This window comes from Bacillus toyonensis BCT-7112, from assembly GCF_000496285.1.
Classification (GTDB): Bacteria; Bacillota; Bacilli; order Bacillales; family Bacillaceae_G; genus Bacillus_A; species Bacillus_A toyonensis.
The window spans coordinates 3,838,900-3,860,277 of sequence record NC_022781.1; the positions used below are offsets into that span (position 1 = coordinate 3,838,900).

At 35.2% G+C, this 21,378-nt stretch carries 23 protein-coding genes and 1 tRNA gene; 16 read left to right on the forward strand and 8 right to left on the reverse strand.

What is annotated here, in order from left to right:
* Nucleotides 1-113 precede the first annotated feature (113 nt).
* The 6 genes from BTOYO_RS19625 to BTOYO_RS19650 all read right to left on the reverse strand — a co-directional run bounded on the left by BTOYO_RS19625 (nt 114) and on the right by BTOYO_RS19650 (nt 2,418).
* Nucleotides 114-587, reverse strand: a complete 474-nt coding sequence (locus BTOYO_RS19625; RefSeq protein WP_000846644.1) for a hypothetical protein — start codon at nt 585-587, stop codon at nt 114-116.
* Between the two features lie 452 nt (nt 588-1,039).
* Nucleotides 1,040-1,246: a hypothetical protein gene (locus BTOYO_RS19630; protein ID WP_000568080.1), complete on the reverse strand. Its 207-nt coding sequence runs from the start codon at nt 1,244-1,246 to the stop codon at nt 1,040-1,042.
* Nucleotides 1,247-1,278: 32 nt separating this feature from the next.
* Nucleotides 1,279-1,473, reverse strand: a complete 195-nt coding sequence (locus BTOYO_RS19635; protein ID WP_000443121.1) for a hypothetical protein — start codon at nt 1,471-1,473, stop codon at nt 1,279-1,281.
* Between the two features lie 163 nt (nt 1,474-1,636).
* The gene (locus BTOYO_RS27585) at nt 1,637-1,816 is read right to left on the reverse strand and encodes a hypothetical protein (protein WP_000060405.1); all 180 of its coding nucleotides are present in this window, start codon (nt 1,814-1,816) and stop codon (nt 1,637-1,639) included.
* Nucleotides 1,817-1,936: 120 nt separating this feature from the next.
* A tRNA-Val gene (locus tag BTOYO_RS19645) sits at nt 1,937-2,009 on the reverse strand.
* A 193-nt stretch (nt 2,010-2,202) separates the two neighbouring features.
* Complete coding sequence (locus BTOYO_RS19650; protein ID WP_000929646.1) at nt 2,203-2,418, reverse strand: hypothetical protein; 216 nt, start codon at nt 2,416-2,418, stop codon at nt 2,203-2,205.
* A gap of 435 nt (nt 2,419-2,853) precedes the next feature.
* Here BTOYO_RS19650 and BTOYO_RS19655 point away from each other — a divergent pair, with 435 nt between their 5' ends.
* From BTOYO_RS19655 to calY, 6 genes are all read left to right on the forward strand, one after another.
* The gene (locus BTOYO_RS19655) at nt 2,854-3,081 is read left to right on the forward strand and encodes a hypothetical protein (protein ID WP_000251867.1); all 228 of its coding nucleotides are present in this window, start codon (nt 2,854-2,856) and stop codon (nt 3,079-3,081) included.
* A 153-nt stretch (nt 3,082-3,234) separates the two neighbouring features.
* Complete coding sequence (locus BTOYO_RS19660) at nt 3,235-4,521, forward strand: D-alanyl-D-alanine carboxypeptidase family protein (protein WP_000234287.1); 1,287 nt, start codon at nt 3,235-3,237, stop codon at nt 4,519-4,521.
* Nucleotides 4,522-4,715: 194 nt separating this feature from the next.
* Complete coding sequence (gene sipW / locus BTOYO_RS19665) at nt 4,716-5,285, forward strand: signal peptidase I SipW (RefSeq protein ID WP_000767788.1); 570 nt, start codon at nt 4,716-4,718, stop codon at nt 5,283-5,285.
* Between the two features lie 64 nt (nt 5,286-5,349).
* Nucleotides 5,350-5,937, forward strand: coding sequence for a CalY family protein (locus tag BTOYO_RS19670; RefSeq protein ID WP_000172853.1), 588 nt, complete (start codon nt 5,350-5,352; stop codon nt 5,935-5,937).
* Nucleotides 5,938-6,072: 135 nt separating this feature from the next.
* Entirely contained in the window at nt 6,073-6,927 is an 855-nt protein-coding gene (locus BTOYO_RS19675) for a DUF4047 domain-containing protein (protein ID WP_000919981.1), read from the forward strand.
* A 427-nt stretch (nt 6,928-7,354) separates the two neighbouring features.
* Nucleotides 7,355-7,948: a biofilm matrix protein CalY gene (gene calY / locus BTOYO_RS19680; protein ID WP_000053720.1), complete on the forward strand. Its 594-nt coding sequence runs from the start codon at nt 7,355-7,357 to the stop codon at nt 7,946-7,948.
* Between the two features lie 74 nt (nt 7,949-8,022).
* On the opposite strand, the gene BTOYO_RS19685 is transcribed toward calY, so the two are convergent.
* Together BTOYO_RS19685 and BTOYO_RS19690 are read right to left on the reverse strand one after the other, a co-directional pair.
* Entirely contained in the window at nt 8,023-8,346 is a 324-nt protein-coding gene (locus BTOYO_RS19685; RefSeq protein ID WP_000578871.1) for a helix-turn-helix domain-containing protein, read from the reverse strand.
* A gap of 79 nt (nt 8,347-8,425) precedes the next feature.
* A complete protein-coding gene (locus tag BTOYO_RS19690) occupies nt 8,426-8,560 on the reverse strand; it encodes an anti-repressor SinI family protein (protein ID WP_000276222.1) in 135 nt (44 codons plus the stop codon).
* Nucleotides 8,561-8,905: 345 nt separating this feature from the next.
* On the opposite strand from BTOYO_RS19690, the gene inhA1 reads away from it, so the two are divergent.
* The 10 genes from inhA1 to BTOYO_RS19740 all read left to right on the forward strand — a co-directional run bounded on the left by inhA1 (nt 8,906) and on the right by BTOYO_RS19740 (nt 21,327).
* On the forward strand, nt 8,906-11,293 hold the full coding sequence (inhA1, locus tag BTOYO_RS19695; protein WP_001035956.1) for a M6 family metalloprotease immune inhibitor InhA1: 2,388 nt from the start codon (nt 8,906-8,908) through the stop codon (nt 11,291-11,293).
* A 157-nt stretch (nt 11,294-11,450) separates the two neighbouring features.
* Nucleotides 11,451-12,818, forward strand: coding sequence for an aldehyde dehydrogenase (locus BTOYO_RS19700; RefSeq protein WP_000028364.1), 1,368 nt, complete (start codon nt 11,451-11,453; stop codon nt 12,816-12,818).
* A gap of 237 nt (nt 12,819-13,055) precedes the next feature.
* The gene (gene potA / locus BTOYO_RS19705; RefSeq protein ID WP_000720326.1) at nt 13,056-14,039 is read left to right on the forward strand and encodes a spermidine/putrescine ABC transporter ATP-binding protein PotA; all 984 of its coding nucleotides are present in this window, start codon (nt 13,056-13,058) and stop codon (nt 14,037-14,039) included.
* Nucleotides 14,036-14,884, forward strand: a complete 849-nt coding sequence (gene potB, locus BTOYO_RS19710; RefSeq protein ID WP_000715502.1) for a spermidine/putrescine ABC transporter permease PotB — start codon at nt 14,036-14,038, stop codon at nt 14,882-14,884. Before potA ends, potB begins: the two co-directional genes overlap by 4 nt.
* A gap of 6 nt (nt 14,885-14,890) precedes the next feature.
* Nucleotides 14,891-15,691 (forward strand): spermidine/putrescine ABC transporter permease PotC, encoded by an 801-nt coding sequence (potC, locus tag BTOYO_RS19715; RefSeq protein WP_000714202.1) that lies wholly within the window; start codon nt 14,891-14,893, stop codon nt 15,689-15,691.
* Between the two features lie 36 nt (nt 15,692-15,727).
* Nucleotides 15,728-16,777 carry a spermidine/putrescine ABC transporter substrate-binding protein PotD gene (gene potD / locus BTOYO_RS19720; RefSeq protein ID WP_000772488.1) on the forward strand — a complete coding sequence of 350 codons (1,050 nt, stop codon included), beginning with the start codon at nt 15,728-15,730 and terminating at the stop codon, nt 16,775-16,777.
* Between the two features lie 59 nt (nt 16,778-16,836).
* Complete coding sequence (locus BTOYO_RS19725; protein WP_000727808.1) at nt 16,837-17,484, forward strand: phosphatase PAP2 family protein; 648 nt, start codon at nt 16,837-16,839, stop codon at nt 17,482-17,484.
* A gap of 110 nt (nt 17,485-17,594) precedes the next feature.
* On the forward strand, nt 17,595-19,787 hold the full coding sequence (locus BTOYO_RS19730; protein WP_000856447.1) for an MMPL family transporter: 2,193 nt from the start codon (nt 17,595-17,597) through the stop codon (nt 19,785-19,787).
* A gap of 101 nt (nt 19,788-19,888) precedes the next feature.
* On the forward strand, nt 19,889-20,305 hold the full coding sequence (locus BTOYO_RS19735; RefSeq protein ID WP_000490306.1) for a hypothetical protein: 417 nt from the start codon (nt 19,889-19,891) through the stop codon (nt 20,303-20,305).
* 98 nt (nt 20,306-20,403) lie between these two features.
* Nucleotides 20,404-21,327, forward strand: coding sequence for an RluA family pseudouridine synthase (locus tag BTOYO_RS19740; RefSeq protein ID WP_000448340.1), 924 nt, complete (start codon nt 20,404-20,406; stop codon nt 21,325-21,327).
* The last annotated feature ends 51 nt before the right edge of the window (nt 21,328-21,378 follow it).

The following is a 21,378-nucleotide window of genomic DNA, read 5'->3' on the forward strand; positions in this document are numbered from 1 at the left end:
GGAATTTATAAAATAGGTAGGGACTGTTTCGTTCCCTACCTATCTATTTCTGAATATCGATATTCAATTTTATATATAAAAAAATAAGCTCCGAAAAGCTTATTTTTTCATGATTATTCTCCTCTTCCTGTAACTGTCATTCCTGCTGTGTAAATTGTATCTACAGAACCATCAGCGCTTACAATTTCAACTTTGTAACGGTATGTTCCATTATCTCCAATATCTTCGCCATATCCTGTGAAAGTAGAAATTTCATCATTACTTCCAGCTGGAACCCATTGATTTTTCCAATTGAAGAAAGTATCATATTCTCCCCAGCTATCTCCATATTTCTTTTCGATGCTGACATTGTAATGAATATCCTCAGTTCGGTCATTTGTAATTCTTGCAATTACGTTTTGCCCAAATCGGTATTCCGTAGCGTGTACTTGAACTGTAACACCATTCACCGTTTCGCTAGGTCCACAGATATAACGACAGAACTCGCTTGCTCCGTCGGCATGTGCTTTAGTTGTATCAATGTTCATAACCGTGAAACCGCCCAAAGCTAAAGCTCCTGTTAATAATACTTTACCAAATGTTTTCACTTGAAATTCCTCCTAAGTATATTCTCAATTCGTTCAATAGATATCACATTAAGTAGTTTTATAACATGAATCTAATCGAACGCTGTTTTTCCTCGAATGTATTCGCTAGTAATCTTGTGTCGTGTAGTAATCTAATCTCTACATAAAATTCCATAGTTTTGATTCCATATATGTATCATGATTTACATAGAATAAATCTGTTAATACGTTTTGGGTATTTACTTATCCCACCTTCCTCGTTACCTTTTATTGGTAAAATATTATTTTTATTATATACTACTATTACCTATTTACAAGAGAAAATAATCCTGTATGCAAAAGTGCATAATAAAAAACGAACCAATACTATAGTTCGTTTTTCATCATGCTAAGTCTGATAAAGTCTCATTAACATTTTCTTTAATTTTTTGATGATACGATTTTTTAACATCTTCAATTATAGATTTGTACCCTCATTCCATATCCTTTAACCATTCTTCACGTAGAAATATACTCGTGCCTTTCGTCCGTCTGATGGGTTTGATTTGTCCCTTTTTCAATAGCGCATTCATACGAGCCATTGAAATCCTCAATATTTCAGTCACTTCCGAAGTCAATAAAATTTCTGTTTTGGCAAATTCCCTTTTATCGAATGGTTGCATTATATATACGTCGATCATAGCAATTACTCCTTATAAAAAATGGGCCTATGTCAAACATAGACCGTTGTATACCATTGTGCTGAGTAGGTGCTTGGGTTACCTCGTGAGATATGTTCAATTTGCTCAGCGGATTGAAAATCAAACAATTTTATTACATGCAGTAAATCACAGCATCTCGTTTCCTTGAGAATTTCCGCTACCAAACTTGCATCTTCTAACGGCCCCATTTCTACATAGCGCTCCATTGTTCTGATTCCTATTTCTGTATCTTGATGCACGTAAATATGGCCATCAAAGCATACACATTCATTTTTTAATCAATAAACCCAGTCATAAATAAAATTTGTTGTAATATCGGTCATATAGAATATTTGAGCATTTTGTGTTCCATGAAATGCTTTTATACTATTAAACATAAGAAGGAATTGATTCAATGATGTTGGGGCGTGAATTCTGTTTTACTTTACTATCAATAAATCTTTCGAATACGCGTTCAACAGAATATTCTTTTGAAATTTTGCTAGTTTTCCGTTTGTGGGGTTGTCGTTTTTTTACGATTTCTTTTTCTGTGAAGTATGTTAAAGACATAAAAAAAACTCCTTCATTCTCATTTAGAGTTAAAGGAGGAGTTTCGATCAAAACTTGAGCGGTACTCACCGTTAGTTTTGCTCAAAATATGAAATTATCAACAGTTGATACAAAAGGATATGACCCCGGAGAGGCTCGAACTCACGACCTCCACCCTGTCAAGGTGGCGCTCTCCCTGCTGAGCTACGGGATCTTCAAAAATACTTATGTAATAGCATCTTTAATAATAATGCTAAAGCAATTATATATAATTAACTGAAATTTTACAATATTTATACAGGAAGTTTTTAAAGATGGATCTTGTACAATCATGCTAGAAGTGAATAAAGGAATAATTAATAAGAAGGAAACTGAATAGAAAGTAGGTTTTAAATGTAGAGGTTATATTATTTACGATATTTATCCAAAGGGTTTTCATCGCTTAAATCAACAAGTAAAGGACATAAGAATAGCAAAGGTAAAGCAGCATTAGCATGATGAAAGGTATCGTTAGAAAGGTATTGCCTTCCAAAACAATACGGACAATCTTTTTCAAATGTCACAAGTATCGACCATACATCTTTTATTTTCCACTTCGTCTTACAATATGTACAATGTGCCATAGAATTCCTCCTCATTTTTAGTTTTTTTAATATATTCCATTTGATTGTACGAAAGCAAAGTGTATTTGATGTGATAAAATGAAAGTTGTGTTGTTTTTATACGGATGTATTTAGTAATGTATGACAAATTGTATAACGTGTGATGGCTATGTAGAATAAGGGATTTTCACTTTCGATATTCAAATTGGCCAATATATCCTTTTTACAATTTACTTAAAATCATGTATAACAGAGATACAAGATTTTTTTACCCCGCATTAACGGGCAGTAAGATCCCCGCTCAAAATTCAGCGAAAGCAAAGAAGTTAGGTGGGAGATCAACTGCCCGTAAAAGCCCGATTGGTGAAGGCTAATAATCCGTGGGGGATGAAGAAAACCCCCACGGATTAAAGTTTAACTTTATAAATATTCAAGAGTAGAGGGAGAATTATTGTAATGGTAAGAAAAACGTTCAAGATGCGCGTTTCTAGAAATAGAACGATTTCGATTAATGGCTCGATTCTTGATGTAGATGTTACGCATGATGAGTTTTTGCAAGAGCTTGTTGAGTGGGTCGATTCTAAAGGTTGGTCATTTATGGGGATGACGGATGAGATTACGCCTGAGGAAGCAAGTCAGAAGTTAATAGATTCGTTAATTGATGAGAAGGATAAGAAAGAGTAATTCCTTCTTATTTTTATTGTATAATTATGTCCTTTATCGTAAAAATATGATATAGTAAAAAATAGTGATTTTTCTTCCAATTTAATACAAATTACATATAGATTGGTAGATTCATTTTTTATTTGTAGGAGTAAAGTGAAAAGGGAGAGTCATATGGTAATTTTCAAGAAAATTTTGGTTTTTATTACAGTTATTGGTTTGTTTTTATTGACACCTATGACGTTGCGTGCTGAGACGAATATTGGAGTGAATCCGGAGCAAGTGGCACCACCACCTAAGGAAGGGCCAAATGTTTTTAGTCAGTTTGCAGCTACGATTGATGCGAAAACAGGTGATTTGTTGTATGACAAAAATGCACATCATCGTGCGTATCCAGCTAGTGTGACGAAAGTGTTAACAGCGATTTTGTTAATGGAGCATACGAAGCCAGAGGATCAGTTTACATTTTCGCAATTAGCATTAGATCAAGAGAAGAGTAATTATCAAATTGAGTTTCAACCCGGCGAGACGGTGAATAGAAATACAGCGCTTATGATTTTAATGGTGTTAAGTGCGAATGATGTGTCGTATGCGATTGCGGAGCATATTGGTGGAAGTGTTGAGAATTTTGCTAATATGATGAATGAAAAGGCAAAACAGTTAGGTGCTACAGATAGTCACTTTGTAACACCAAATGGACTGCATGATCCGAACCATTATACGACGCCGTATGATATCGCTATGATTACGAGAGGTGTGCAAAAGTATCCTGAAATTTTGCAAGCGATGAATACGAAAAGAACGACAGTTACTACATCTAGGCAGACGGTGTCTATTTTTAATAAATCTATTTATTTTGAGAACCCATATAGTATCGGCGGTAAGACGGGGTTTACGAATGAGGCACGTAATACGCTCGTTTTATTAAATGAGAAAGATGGAAATCGTATTATAAATGTAGTAATGGCTTCTCAAAGACCTGAAATCTATGAGGATTTAAAGCAGATGGCGGAATATTCTTTTGGGCAATTTACGAAACAAACGGTGCTAGATAAACATAGTTGGCATCAAAAGACAACGTATTTAAATAAAGATATTGATAGCGAACTTGAAAAAAGTGCAGAGCTTGTGCTTAAGAAAGATGAAGGGAAAAATGTGAAAACTATTTTTCGGGCCGCTTCATTAGATAAAGACTCTTTGTATCATAAGGGAATCCATCGTGGTGAGGTAGTTGGTGCAGTCGATATTACGAAAAATAATCAAACAATTGCGACGATAAATGTTCTTTCAAAAGAAGATGTTACTTTTGCGATGCCTAAAAAGGATACAATTGAGCCTGAAATAACAGAGTCAAATGTGAAAGTGATAAGTATTGGGATAGGTGCGATTGTATTAGTTGGAGTCATTTTATATGCTGTGGTGCGCCATAATAGACAAGGAATAAAATCAGAAGAAAAGTAAAAAAGCATGAGGACTGTGAAGAGATTTTGTCACAGTCTTTTTTATATACGGAAAAGAAGTTTAACTAATAATTGTAAATTTTCTTATTGCAATAACTCGAAGTTCGTTATATCATTTACTTGTGTTCTTGTTAAAGAGCACAAGAAGCATTGCATACTTCAAATAATATAAAACAACGGAGAGGGAGAGAGACGATGAAATTAATTTGGAAGATAATTAGCAACGCGATCTCATTTGTTTTATTTGCATTGATGGTTTTCTTAGCTTTTGTAGTCATTTCTTCAAAAGCGAGCGGTGGGGATCCGACAGTGATGGGATATCAGTTTAAGAGCGTTCTTTCAGGATCGATGGAACCGACGTTTTTAACAGGATCAATCATTGCAATAGAGCCAAAGAAAGATGGTTCTAAATATGAAAAAGGTGATGTTATTACCTTTAAAGAGAAAGATCAAAAAATTATCACTCACCGTATTATCGGTGTGAAAGATACAAATGGAAAAGTAATGTATGAAACAAAAGGGGATAACAACAACGGACCAGATTTAGAACCAGTACTTGCAGAAAATGTAGTTGGGAAATATGCAGATATTACAGTTCCGTACGTTGGTTATTTACTGAATTATGCGAATTCAAAAGCGGGAGCAGCATTACTTCTTATTATTCCAGGCGTCTTTTTACTTGGTTATTCCGCGATTTCTATTTTTGGCGCTATTCGTAGCATTGACGGAGAAAAGAAAGATAAAAAAGTAGAACAATCCGTCTAGATCGTTTGGTTATACTTTCCGTTTAGGAAGTTAACAAATATATATATATTAAGGGGATATGGACATGACTTTAAAGAAAAAGTTAGGAATGGGTATCACATCAGCAGTACTAGGAGCAGCATTAGTTGGTGGAGGAACATTTGCGTTTTTCAGTGATAAAGAAGTGTCAAACAATACATTTGCGGCTGGTACACTTGATTTAGCATTAAATCCATCAACAGTTGTTAATGTATCGAATTTAAAACCTGGTGATACAATTGAAAAAGAATTTAAACTAGAAAATAAAGGCTCCTTAAATATTAAAAAGGTTCTACTGAAAACAGATTATAATGTAGAAGATGTAAAGAAAGATAATAAAGATGATTTTGGTAAACATATTAAAGTAACATTCTTAAAAAATGTAGATAAGCATGAGACAATTGTGAAACAAACTACATTAGATAAATTGAAGGGTGACACACTTACAGCCGTAGATAATGATTTAGCTGCTTGGTTCTGGGATGAAAAAGGTATTTCTGCAGGTAAATCTGATAAATTCAAAGTGAAATTTGAGTTCGTTGATAATGGGAAAGATCAAAATCAATTCCAAGGCGATAAGTTACAATTAAATTGGACGTTTGATGCACAACAAACAGCAGGTGAAGAAAGATAATAATAAAAAAGGGCTATCATATGGATAGCCCTTTTTCTATTTTTCTAGTATATAGCTATCATTTTATATAGTTCTTTATTATAATAAAGATAATGTTCTGTATAAAGAACGGAATGTTCGATGGGAGAGATTAAGATGCTGAAAAGACCACGTAATTTAAAAAAGATGCTTATATTGCCGTGTATGTGCTCTATTACGTTTTATTTAGGATCTCAAGTTATGACGCATACAGAAGCGGCATTCATTCATGAAACGAAAGTAGAAGCGAGTATTTCTACAGCAATTATATTTCCGAAAACAGTTACTACATTAAAAGAACAGGCTGAGCAACATAAAAAGTTTATTGAGCATGAGTATGGAACAATGAAGGGGAAACTGAAAGTAACTTCTATTGAAGAAATAAAACAGGCAATTTCTGTATGGCAACAAGGTCGTGAGAAAATTGTTTCTGAGAAGGAAGCCTTGCAAAATGTATATACTGAAATAGAAGCTCCTTACAACCAAATACAGGAAGAATTAAAAGTAACTAAAGATGAGTCGATTCAAAAAGTAGCCTTATATGTGAATGAAGGCTTTCAGATTATAAAAGAGAAGCGAGATTATATTGAGAAAGAAGTTAGTTTGAAAGCTATTGATGAGCAAATTCAGGCTCTACAGCAACAATTAAACGTTGCACTTGAAGCGGAAGGACAAAAGAAAGTAGAAGAACAGAAGAAAGTAGAAGAACAGAAGAAAGCAGAAGAACAAAAGAAAGTAGAAGAACAGAAGAAAGTAGAAGAACAGAAGAAAGCAGAAGAACAAAAGAAAGTAGAAGAACAGAAGAAAGTAGAAGAACAGAAGAAAGCAGAAGAACAGAAGAAAGCAGAAGAACAGAAGAAAGTAGAAGAACAGAAGAAAGCAGAAGAACAAAAGAAGGCAGAAGAACAAAAGAAAGTAGAAGAACAGAAAAAGCTAGAAGAGCAGAAGAAAGCAGAGGAACAGAAAAAATAGAAACAGATAAAAGCGGGGTAACTGCTTTAGTGAAACAGCTGGAAAACAAGAATGTGGTGCAAGAGATAACGAGCGAATAAGCAAAACGATTAATGTTTTATAGGAGTGTGAGGGAACGTTAGCCCTCACCTCTTTGTCTTTCTTTTTTCTTATAATATGAAATGTATTTGCGTGTGAAAAAAGTTATAAATTAGTATAAAGTAGTATATATTATTTTCTGAAAAATCTAAATAATATTGAGAAATAAAAATAATTGAAAATACTAAAAAATGTTGTTGTATTTACATAAGTTTGTTCGTTATAATGAACTTAAGGTTTTTGAAAAAGAACAAATATTAGCATCGCTAATATAGTTTTATTTACATCTCTTAATTTATATGAGAGATAGCAATGTAAAAATACAAAAAACAGCTAGGGGGAATTGATTGTGAGTCTGAAAAAGAAATTAGGTATGGGAGTTGCATCAGCAGCATTGGGGTTATCTTTAATTGGTGGAGGAACGTTTGCATTCTTTAGCGATAAAGAAGTATCAAATAATACATTTGCAGCTGGGACGTTAGATCTTACATTAAACCCTAAAACGCTTGTGGATATTAAAGATTTAAAACCAGGGGATTCTGTTAAGAAAGAGTTCTTACTAAAGAACGATGGTTCGTTAACAATTAAAGACGTTAAATTAGCAACAAAGTATACTGTGAAAGATGCAAAAAATGATAATGCTGGGGAAGACTTTGGCAAGCACATTAAAGTAAAATTTATTTGGAACTGGGATAAACAAAGTGAGCCTGTATATGAAACAACTTTAGCAGACTTACAAAATGCGGATCCAGATCTTTTAGCTAAAGACATCTTTGCTCCTGAGTGGGGAGAAAAAGGTGGATTAGAAGCTGGTACAGAGGATTATCTATGGGTACAATTTGTATTCGAAGATAATGGTCAAGACCAAAATAAATTCCAAGGTGATACATTGAATTTAGAGTGGACATTCAATGCTAACCAAGAAGCTGGGGAAGAAAAATAAAAAAAAGCGGTACTCCCCGCGTTTTTTTTATAAAGAAAAAGAAGTGCTAGTTTGTAAGCACTCCTTTTTATATATTATTTTTGATTTTTCTTCCACTGTGTAAATTCAAGAAATTCACGAAACTGTTCTTTAGAGACACCAGAGTTCATTGCGTCTTTAACGAGCTGTGTCCATTCGGAGTCTAGGTGAGCTTCCTTTTCTGTTTCGTCATGAAGTAAAGTATCAACTGGAATTTGTAGAACTGCTGCGATTTTTTCAAGAAACTGAATGGAAGGGTTTTTTTGTAAATTTCGTTCTATAGAACTAATGTAAGATTTAGCAACACCAGCTTTTTCGGCAAGTTCAGTTAATGAAATACCTTTTTGTAAACGAAGGCGTTTTATACGTTCTCCAATCATGTTTGCGCACCTTTCTATCAATATGTCGTCGTCTTATGATGTCATTATTATAACATAAACTTCGTTAAAAAGAACAAGGCTATTGAGCTTGACTTGATGGCTTCATACGTTGGAAAAAGTGTTCGATATCTTGTAGGGCGATACCAGCATCTAGAGCTTCAAGTATTAAATCAATCCATTCTTGATCCAGTGTGTCCGTCTTATCTTTGTACAATTGTAATTCCTCCCTAATTATCGGTCATAACTGCTGCTACAGAATAAATGATAATAAAACCGAATTTTTTATTTTATGTATCGAATTATCAAATATTGTGTAGGTAAAACAAAGATAAAATCCCCATTAAACTCCCTCGATGGAAATAATTATAAATTGTTCGATAAAAACTTTCAATATTTTCAGAAAACATTGTTGAATTGTGATATATCCGTATACTAACTATGAAATTTTTACAAATATATTAAAAAAATTACATAATATAACTAAATATTGAAAAAATATTGAATTTTTAATAAAATTCAAATTGTAATACATATTATTTATTAGGGGAGGAAATAAGGGATGAACAAGAAACCATTCAAAGTATTATCATCAATTGCTTTGACAGCTGTATTAGGTCTTTCATTTAGCACGGGCACTCAGTCTGTGTACGCTGAAACGCCTGGGAATAAAGCAGCTACGAGCCCAGTTGATGACCATTTAATTCCAGAAGAGCGTTTAGCAGATGCACTGAAAAAGCGTGGGGTAATTGATTCGTCAGCTTCAGAGAAAGAAACAAAGAAAGCTGTCGAAAAGTATGTAGAGAACAAAAAGGGTGAAAATCCTGGGAAAGAAGCAACGAATGGGGATCAACTTACGAAAGAAGCATCAGACTTTTTAAAGAAAGTGAAAGATGCGAAAGCAGACACGAAAGAAAAACTAAATCAGCCAGCAACAGGGACACCTGCAGCGACAGGCCCAGTTAAAGGCGGATTAAATGGTAAAGTACCAACTTCTCCAGCAAAACAAAAAGCATATAACGGCGATGTTCGTAAAGATAAGGTACTTGTTTTACTTGTAGAGTACGCTGACTTTAAACATAACAACATTGATAAAGAACCTGGTTATATGTATTCGGAAGACTTTAACAAAGAACACTATGAAAAAATGTTATTCGGTGATGAGCCATTCGCATTAGAGGATGGAAGCAAAATCGAAACGTTTAAACAATATTACGAAGAGCAATCCGGTGGTAGTTACACAGTGGACGGAACAGTTACAAAATGGTTAACAGTTCCTGGTAAAGCTGCTGATTACGGTGCAGATGCTGCTACAGGCCATGATAATAAAGGACCAAAAGGACCACGTGATCTAGTAAAAGATGCATTAAAAGCAGCTGTAGATAGCGGTCTTGATTTATCACAGTTTGATCAGTTCGATCAATACGATGTAAATGGTGATGGAAATCAAAATCAACCGGATGGTTTAATCGATCACTTAATGATTATTCATGCGGGTGTTGGACAAGAAGCTGGCGGTGGTAAATTAGGTGATGATGCAATTTGGTCACATCGCTGGACAGTTGGACCAAAGCCGTTCGCAATTGAAGGTACGCAAGCGAAAGTTCCATATTGGGGCGGAAAGATGGCAGCATTCGACTACACAATTGAACCAGAAGATGGTGCGGTTGGTGTATTCGCGCATGAATATGGTCATGATTTAGGTCTTCCAGATGAGTATGATACAGACTATACGGGTCATGGTGAGCCAATTCAAGCTTGGTCTGTTATGAGTGGCGGTAGCTGGGCTGGTAAAATCGCTGGAACAACGCCAACAAGTTTCTCACCACAAAATAAAGAGTTTTTCCAAAAAACAATCGGTGGTAACTGGGCAAATATCGTAGAAGTAGATTACGAGAAATTAAATAAAGGTATTGGTCTAGCAACATATTTAGACCAAAGTGTTACGAAATCTAACCGACCAGGTATGATTCGTGTTAACTTACCAGATAAAGATGTAAAAACAATTGAGCCAGCATTTGGTAAACAGTATTACTACAGCACAAAAGGTGACAATCTTCACACGAAAATGGAAACACCACTGTTTGATTTAACAAATGCAACGAATGCGAAATTCGATTTCAAATCATTATATGAGATTGAAGCTGAGTATGATTTCCTTGAAGTACACGCTGTAACAGAAGATGGACAACAAACGTTACTTGAAAGACTTGGCGAGAAAGCAAATAGCGGAAATGCAGATTCGACAAATGGAAAATGGATTGATAAATCATATGATTTAAGTCAATTCAAAGGTAAGAAAGTAAAATTAACATTTGAGTACATTACAGATGGTGGTTTAGCATTAAATGGTTTCCTACTTGATAATGCATCATTAACAGTAGATGGTAAAGTTGCATTCTCAGATGATGCAGAAGGTACATCACAATTTAAATTAGATGGTTTCGTTGTTTCTAGCGGAACAGAGAAGAAAAAACATAACTACTATGTAGAGTGGAGAAACCATACTGGATCAGATAGCGCATTGAAATTTGCTCGCGGTCCAGAATATAACTCAGGTATGGTTGTATGGTATGCAGACTCAGCTTACTCAGATAACTGGGTTGGTTTACATCCAGGACACGGTTTCCTTGGTGTAGTTGATTCTCATCCAGAAGCAATTGTAGGAACTTTAAATGGTAAGCCGACAATTGACAGTAGTACACGATTCCAAATCGCTGATGCGGCGTTCTCATTCGACAAAACGCCAGCTTGGCAAGTTGTATCTCCAACGCGTGGAACGTATACGTACAATGGCTTAGCTGGTGTACCGAAGTTTGATGATTCGAAAACGTATATTAATCAACAGATTCCAGATGCAGGACGTATTTTACCGAAGCTTGGTCTTAAGTTTGAAGTAGTAGGACAAGCTGATGATAATTCTGCAGGTGCTGTTCGTTTATACCGTTAATACCGTAAAACTACCGAGAGATTTTCTTTCGGTAGTTTTTTGTGAGCAATGAATTTTATATAAAAGAAAAAATTATATATAATGTAATTTTACGAGTAAAAAAGTTCTATATAAATAATGAAAGAATTGGATAAAAATAGTGGGAGAAGGTGAATAGATGAGCATTTCTTCTATTGTAAATAAACAAAAGCAATATTTTTATAATGGATATACGAGAAGTATAGAAACAAGAAAAAATAATTTAAAAAAGCTTTATGATGGAATTCAGCGTTTTGAAGAAGAGATATTTCAAGCATTGAAATTAGATTTAAATAAGTCAGTTCATGAGGCGTTTACAACGGAAGTGGGATATGCATTAAAAGAAATTTCTTTTCAATTGAAACATATGTCATCGTGGAGTAAACCGAAGCGAGTTCGAACAGCATTAACTCATTTCGGATCGAAGGGGAAGGTAGTACCAGAACCGTATGGTGTGACGCTTATTATTGCGCCATGGAACTATCCGTTTCAGTTAGCAATTGCACCTCTAGTAGGAGCGCTGGCAGCTGGGAATACAGTTGTTTTAAAGCCGTCAGAGTTAACGCCTAACGTTTCAAAAGTGCTTACGAGAATGTTAGAGGAATTATTCCAAGAAGAGCTTGTAGCGGTAATAGAAGGCGGGATAGAAGAGAGTACGGCATTGTTAAAGGAAAGGTTTGATTATATTTTCTTTACAGGTAGTGTTGGTGTTGGAAAAGTTGTGATGGAAGCAGCAGCCAAAGAGTTAACGCCGCTTACGTTAGAACTTGGCGGAAAAAGCCCATGTATTGTACATAAAGATGCAAAAATAGATGTAACAGCAAGGCGGATTGTTTGGGGTAAGTTTTTAAATGCAGGGCAGACATGTGTAGCACCGGATTATATGTACGTTCATTCTTCCGTGAAAGAACAGTTAATCGAGGCGTTAAGACATGAAATTACGGAGCAGTATGGAAAAGAGCCACTGAACAATGACAATTACGTAAAAATTGTGAGCGAGCGTCATTTTGAACGATTATGTCGATTCTTACAAGATGGTCAAGTCGTAATTGGCGGGAACTATAAAAAAGATACATTACATATTGAGCCGACAATAGTAACAGATATCACGTGGCAAGATGCTGTTATGGAAGATGAAATTTTTGGTCCGATTTTACCGATTATAGAGTATGACAAAATAGAAGATGTTATTGGCACAATTCAGCAACATCCGAAGCCGTTAGCGCTATATGTATTTTCTGAAAATAAAGAAGTGCAAAAGAAAGTGACGAGTAATATTTCATATGGCGGAGGGTGCATTAATGATGTTGTCTATCATCTTGCAACGCCATATTTACCTTTTGGGGGCGTTGGAAGTAGTGGATTAGGTAGTTATCATGGGGAAGAAAGTTTTCGGACTTTTTCACATTATAAAAGCATTTTAGCCCAATCTACGGCATTCGATATGAAAATTCGTTACTCTTCTACAAAAAGTGCTTTAAAATTCATACGAAAGTTGTTAAAATGATGATGGTGTTTATCAGTAGGCGTAGCCGTATGATAATAGCCCCTTCGCAATGGAAGGGGTTTTTCTGTTCGACATTATGTATCATGAAAAAATGAATCAAACATACTACATAAAGAATAGAAGCGAACGCTTGCTAAATAACCATTTTGTTTGGATCGAAACAAAAAATAGTCTATAAAACATAAATATTTATTCATGAATATAAAAATTAAAATTTAAGGTAGATAGGACGGGAAAATGAAAAAAATTATTAAAGTTGAAGCAGTAGAAAAACATTTTGGAAATCAAGTGATTATCCCACCGCTTTCTTTAGATATTAAAGAAGGAGAGTTTTTAACAATTTTAGGGCCGAGTGGTTGCGGGAAAACGACGTTACTTCGTATGATCGCAGGATTTGAAACTCCAACTAAAGGGAATCTTTTATTAGATGATGAAAAGATTAACGATTTGCCGCCATATAAGCGTCATATGAACTTAGTGTTCCAACATTATGCACTATTCCCGCATATGAATGTGGAGAAAAATATTTGTTTCGGTATGAAAATGCAAAAAGTACCAGCGGCAGAACAGAAAGAACGTGCTGAAGAGGCAATGCGTTTAACGCAGTTACTAGAGTTCCGTAATCGTAAACCTATGAAGCTGTCTGGTGGGCAGCAGCAGCGTGTAGCAATTGCGAGAGCGATTGTAAATAACCCACGTGTATTACTATTGGATGAGCCACTTGGAGCGCTTGACTTTAAGCTAAGAAAAGATTTGCAACGTGAATTGAAAAACTTACAACGCAATTTAGGGATTACGTTCATATACGTAACGCATGATCAAGAAGAAGCGATGAGCATGAGTGACCGTATTGTCGTTATGAATAAAGGACATATTGAACAAATCGGAACACCGAAAGAAATTTATAATAAGCCGAAAACGTTGTTCGTTGCGACATTTATCGGTGAAAATAATATTGTGAAAAACGGGGAAGACTACGTAGCAATTCGCCCTGAAAATGTAAAGGTACGTTCGGTTGAAGAACCAATTTTAGAAGATTACCATCTTGGACATATTGAAGACATTGAGTTTGTTGGAAATATGGAAAAGCTTTATGTACGTGATGAGAAAACAGCAGAATTATTGATGGCGTATCAAACAGCTGAAGAAGCAGCACAGTGGAGCATTGGAGATAATGTATATGTAGGATGGGAGCAAGAGGACGAGGTGACCTTAAATTGAAAAAAGGGAAATTACTCGCACTACCTACAGTCGCGTGGCTGTTAATCTTCTTCCTAGTTCCACTTGTATTCGTATTGGGTTTTGCCTTCATGCAGCGCGGAGCATACGGAACAGTGGAAATGCAATTTACGTTAGATAATATAGTACGTGTGTTTGACCCATTGTATATGGGAACATTATGGGAAACAGTAAAGATTGCTGTTATTACAACAGTACTTTGTTTATTAATTGGTTATCCATTTGCGTATACAATTACAATTGTTGATCGTAAATATCGTTCTATTCTTTTATTATTGGCAACGATACCGTTTTGGATTAACTTCCTTGTTCGTTCATATGCGTGGATTGTTATTTTACGTTCACAAGGTCTTGTGAACACACTGTTATTAAAATTAGGTATTATTAGTGAACCGTTAAATTTACTATATAATACGCCTTCTGTAATACTTGGAATGGTATATTCTTTATTACCATTTATGATTTTACCAGTGTATGCAGCAATTGAGCAGCTGGATAAGCGTAAGCTAGAAGCAGCTTATGATTTAGGTGCAACACCAGTAAAAGCATTTTGGAATGTAACAGTACCAATGACGATGTCAGGAATTGCTACTGGTTCTATTTTAGTATTCGTTTCTTCTATCGGAATGTTTGTTGTATCAGACGTGATGGGTGGATCGAAAGTAGCATTAATCGGAAACGTAATCCAAAACCAATTCTTAGGTGCGCGTGACTGGCCGTTTGGATCTGCGTTATCTATGATTGTTGTTCTATTCTCTGTTCTGTTAATTTACTTATATTATCGTGCAACGAAAGTATATAAATATGATGGGAACGGAGGGGAATAGGCAAAAATGAAAAAGTTTTTAGTTTCTTATTCTTGGTTAATTTTATTGTTCTTGTATTTTCCAATGATGGTTTTAATGGTATATTCCTTCAATGATTCTCGAATTAATGCGGAATGGGAAGGCTTTACATTCCATTGGTATACAGATTTATTTCAAAAACAAGATGTTATTGATGCGTTTGTAAATAGTATGACGATTGCAGTTATAACAACAGTTGTAACAACGATACTTGGTATGTTTTTTGCGATAGCATTACATCGTTACAAATATCGTTTTGAAGGGGCCATTAATGGTCTTGTATATTTACCTATTTTAATTCCTGATATATTAATGGGATTATCTTTACTTATCCTATTTAGTCAATTAGGTATGGAACTTGGACAAACAACAATTATTATCGCACATATTACATTTAGTATTTCATTTGTTGTTGTTATTTTAGCGGCCCGTCTTTCTAGCATGGGACGTGATTTAGAAGAGGCTGCAAATGATTTAGGAGCAACGCCATGGCAAACGTTTCGCCATGTGACGTTTCCGGCAATTGCACCGGGAGTTGTTTCAGCAGCGTTATTAACATTCACATTATCAATTGATGATTTTGTAATTAGTTTCTTCGTATCAGGACCAGGATCAACAACATTGCCATTATACATTTACAGTATGGTTAAGCGCGGAGTATCACCTGAAATTAATGCCCTTTCTACAATTTTAATTGTTGTTATTGTAGGATTAATGGTGCTATCGGAAATCTTCCGTAACAAAGGTGCAGATGGTGAAGAAAACTCTGGAGGACACCTTCCTTTATAATACGAACGATATAAAAAGTACGAGGGGGTAAAACCGATGAAATTAATGAAAAGAATAGCTGGCGCAGCAATTAGTTTTAGCCTTGTTGCTGGTGTACTTGCCGGTTGTGGTGAAAAGAAAGAAGAGTTAAACATTTATAGCTGGGCTGACAATTTTGATGAGCAAGTGCTAAGAGATTTTGAAAAGAAATATAACGTAAAAATTAACTATGATAAGTATGCAAGTAACGAAGAAATGCTTGCGAAATTACAAGCTGGTGGCGCAAAGTATGACTTAATTCAGCCGTCTGATTACATGGTTAAGACAATGGCGAAAATGGATTTATTAGCGCCGTTAGATAAGAAGAATATCCCGAACATCGAAAATATGATTTCTAATTTCAAAACGCCAGCATTTGACCCAGAGAATAAATATTCTTTAGTATACACTTGGGGCGTAACAGGGATTGCATACAATAAAAAGTATGTGAAAGAAGCACCTACAAGCTGGGCTGACTTATGGAACGAGAAATATAAAGGACATGTAACATTACTAAATGATTCTCGTGAAGTATTAGGAATGGGTCTTAAGAAGCATGGATTCTCAAACAGCACGAAAGACGATGCAGAGTTAAAGACAGCAGCTACTGATTTACAGAAGCTACTTCCAAATTTATTAGCATTTGATACAGATAACATTAAACAAAAGTTCATTACAGAAGATGCTTGGATCGGAACAGTTTGGTCTGGAGATGCAGCATTTATCGCAAAAGATAATAAAGATGTAGAGTACGTTGTACCAAAAGAAGGCGGCACAATTTGGGCCGACACGTTAGCAATTCCAAAAGGTGCAAAAAACAAAGAGCTTGCAGAGAAGTTTATGAACTATTTATTAGATGAGAAAGTAAGTGTGAAAAACTACGAGTCAATTGGGTACAGTAATCCAAATGAAAAAGCTCACCCTCTTCATAGTAAAGAATATCGTGAGAACCATATGATCTTCTTAACGAAAGAAGAATTAGATCGCACAGAATGGCTTGTTGATGTAGACGATAAGTTAAAAGACTATGATCGTTACTGGACAGAATTAAAAACAAAAGGTAAATAAGTAAGGAAATGCGGTTTCTAAAGTAGAAATCGCATTTTTTCATAGTAGGAGGAAATCGTTTGAAGAAGAAGTTACATCAGTATGAGGTAATGTGTGTTATTTTATTACTTACGGTATTTAGTATTATTGCTTGGCGCGTACATGCAGGTGGCGTTACAGTGATGGATACATATGTCCGCGGATTAGTAAAGGGGTTACAAACGGAGAGCTCACTTACTTTTTTCTCATACTTTACAAAGTTAGGATCAGCAATTGGAATTGTAACTATACTTATTATAAGTTTGCTTGTTTTTTGGCAGAAACGTTATTATGCTGCAATGATCGTGTATCCAATGGGGGTTTTGATCACACATCTCGTTAATAAAGGAATAAAAGAAATTGTGAAAAGGGAGCGTCCGTCGTTAAATGAAGCATTAGATGCACTTGGGTATAGCTTCCCTAGTGGGCATGCAATGTTATCTATTATGACATTCGGTTTTCTTACTTATATCATTGCGGCAAATTTGAAGAGTGTAACTGGGAAATATGTTATAACCATTTTGATGGGTATATTAATTGTATCGATTGGATTAAGTAGAGTTATTTTAAATGTACATTATCCAACTGATATTTTAGCAGGTTATTGCGTAGGTGGTATTTTGTTAATTATCGCGATTTATTATCATCGTTTACTTACTAAGAGGCTTCAGCTCAATAAAGAGAGATAAAAAAACGTCTGGAAAAACTATCATTATAGTGTTTCCAGACGTTTTTTGTTTGTATGAAGATGTGATACAGTATAAGTGATAATTGAATTATTTAAAGTAGGTGAAAATGTGTGAAGACAAATGTACATAAAGTGGATAAGTGGGGGAAGTTAGGAACTTTCTTGTATCAGTTTCGTTATACAGTAATTGTAGCGCTACTATTGCTTGCGATAGCACTCGGTATTTTTGCTCCAAAGCTACCGGGAGTATTAGGTGGTGATGGTTTTCAAACGGAAGGGGACTATCAAAAGACGAAAGAAATTTTAGATAAAGATTTTAAGAGGTCTCAAGATACGCTCCTACTCGTTTTTGAAAGGAATAAGGATGCTTCACATGAGGATTTTAAAAAGCAAATAGAGAGCATTGTAAAGAAGGTTGAAGAGAACGAGAAATATGAATCTTTCCATCATCCAGTGCAAAATAAAGAAATGTTACAAGATAATATCGGTTATGCGACAATATTATTTTCCGGGAAAACAACTAAAGAACGTATGGAAAAGACATTACAGTTCGCTGATACTATTGAGAAGGAAAGTAATACAGCATTAAAAGTAACACCTACAGGATTTCCAAAAATTAATCAAGAGATTAATGAAAGAACACAAAATGATTTAAAAGTAGCAGAGATGATTGGTTTACCAATTGCATTTCTCGTATTACTATTTTCATTTGGTAGCCTTTTGGCATCTATTTTACCGATTGTAAATGGCGCGCTTAGTGTCATTAGTACGATGGGGATTTTATATTTTATAGGTAGCGACAAAGAGTTATCTATTTTCGTATTAAATGTTGCACCGATGATTGGACTTGCACTATCCATTGATTTTGCACTGTTATTTGTGAATCGTTTTCGAGAGGAAGTTGCGAAGAGAACGGTGAAAGAAGCGATAGCGATTACGTATCAAACGGCAGGACGTGCGATCGTATTTTCAGGATTATGCGTATTCGTTGGTTTATCAGGCTTATTTTTCTTTAAAATTGATTATATTCAGTCTGTTGCCATAAGCGGGATGATTGTTGTGATTATGAGTATTTTATTCTCACTTACACTTCTTCCAGCACTATTATCTTTAATTGGAAAACGAATATTAAAAAAGAATCAAGTAGCACATACACCGGCAAAGGCATGGCGTAAATTTGCACAATTTGTAATGAAACATCCAATCATAATGATTATTGCTGTTACAACATTTATTGTTATTTGTTTATTACCGCTACGTACAGCTAATTTGCAGTTTCCTGGTGTTGAAGCGTTACCTGAAAAGAGTGACACTAGAGTTGCTTATGAGAAATATGAAGAAGCATTTAATAAAACGGTCCAAACACATGCTGATGTTACATTAGTAGTAGAGACGAAAAAAAATATAAAAGAAAAAGAGAGTTTACAAAAGATAGAAGAAGTTGTTCAAAAGTTAAAAGATGATGAGAAAGTATATGAGGTAAGAAGTTTATACGATGGGTTAACCGGAATGAAAGCAGATCAAGTTGCTGGTATATTGCAGTCGCCAGAAGCGGCAAAAATAGCTCCTGTATTTGAAGCGTACTCAAAAGGAAATAAGACAATAATAGAAGTCTTTTTGGATACGAAGCCTCGTACAGAAACTGCGAAACAGTGGGTTCGTGATTTCAAAAGTAATTATAAAGAAAATGATGTTACGTACTACCTAGGCGGAATGACGACGTTCCAAAAAGAGTTAGAAGATGAAATTAAAGATAAAGTTGCAATTGGTATGTCAGTTATATTCGGATCAACCTTTGTCATTTTATTATTCGCATTCCGTTCTATACTCATTCCAATTAAGGCAATTATTATGAACGTACTTAGTTTAAGTGCAACAATTGGAATTGTCGTTTGGTTATTTGAGGGTGGTCATTTTGGTTTAGAAGCGAGTCCTGTTTTATTTGTATTACCAATCTTCATTTTCGGCCTTGTATTTGGGCTTAGCATGGATTATGAAGTATTTCTTATTTCACGTATTCATGAGCTTTATGAAGAAACAGGAGATAATGATCAAGCAACGTTAGAAGGGCTCGTTTCAACGAGTAGAATTATAACGTCAGCTGCTTTAATTATGATCGTTGTAACGGGTGCGTTCGCATTTACTGATATTTTACCAGTAAAGCAAATGGGTCTTGGCGTGGCATTAGCGATATTCCTTGATGCAACCGTTATTCGTCTTATGCTTGTACCAAGCTTAATGAAGTTGTTTGGAGACTGGAATTGGTGGCTGCCATTTCGGAAAAAACGAGAAAAATCATCATAAAAAATACTCATCTTATAGATGAGTATTTTTTTATGAATAGCAAGGCCTACATTTTGCAAATAGTATGTGATAAGAACATTACATATAAGTAGGTGAAGGCAATGTTTCGTTATTTCAAATTTAAGCTAAATGATACAGTACAATTTTCAGAAAACGATGGGCATATGTATCGCATTGTCGGTTATCGATTAGAAAAAGGATTTTATCCAAAAGATGAATGGACTCATATCATTTATGAACTGCTTAGAGAGTTTGATGGATATACGATGGACGCAGAAGAGGAGGAACTTGTAAAGGTTATTCAAGTAGAGGATGAGTATTACAAAATACAAGAGCTATCGGGCTATCGGTATCCAGTAAAAATGAAGCAAAAGCAGCAAGTTATGAAAGGAGAGAAAATAGACGACTTATTAGATACATACAACGACTATAAACGATTGGCGGATTTCTTCAAAGATTTATCGTATGAGCAAAAAGCTGAAGAAGTATTGCAGGAAATGAAAAGGCTTAGAGCGTGAGGGGCAGTCGATTATAAGGCTGTCCTCTATTTTTGACGATGCATCAAAGCGTGTTTTCCGTTACAATGAGAGAATCAATAGAAATAAGGTGATATAGTATGGAAACAAAGAAGAAGGGCGAATGGTGCGAAATTACTGTACCGGCTAAATGGAATGGTATAAGTATCGAATCGTTATTAAAAGTAGAATGGGAACTACCGAAAAAGTTATTACATCAGCTTCGTATGGAAAAAGGTGTTACTGTTAACGGTGAACAGAGAAGATGGAATGAGCTTTTAAAAGAGGGCGATAAATTCCAAGTTCACATGTTTATGGAGGAAGAGTACGGTGTAGAGCCAGAATATGGTGAGTTACATGTAGTATATGAAGATGATCACGTACTTATCGTAAATAAACCAGAGAAAATGGACACACACCCTGCCGAAAAAGGTGGAACGGGAACACTTGCAAACCTTGTTGCTTTTCATTTTCAAATGCAAGGTTTAGAGACGAAGGTTCGCCATATTCATCGTTTAGATAAAGATACGACAGGTGGTGTCGTGTTTGCTAAACATAGAATTGCTGGCGCGATTATGGATCGTTTATTAATGGAACGAAAAATAAAAAGAACGTATGCTGCGCTTGTTGAAGGGAAAGTGAAAAAGAAGAAGGGTACAATTGACGCTGCTATTGGAAGGGATCGACATCATGCTACGAGACGTCGTGTTTCCCCAAAGGGTGATGAAGCTATTACATACTATAAAGTAGAAAAGTATTTTAAAAAGCACAATACAACCTTTGTAACCTTACAATTAGAAACAGGTAGAACGCATCAAATTCGTGTGCATATGAGCCATAATGGTAATCCGCTAGTTGGGGATGTGTTATATGGTGGACAAACAACATATATGTCAGGGCAAGCGTTACATGCAATGAAAATTAATTTCTTGCATCCAATTACGAAAGAAGAGATCGAAATTGATGTACCGTTTCCTACAAAATTAAACAATATAATGAAAGAATTTCAAAGGGAAAATGTGTAAAGTGTAAGTTTTAATTTGAGAAAAGTAAATTTTTGCAGGAATTTCTCTAAA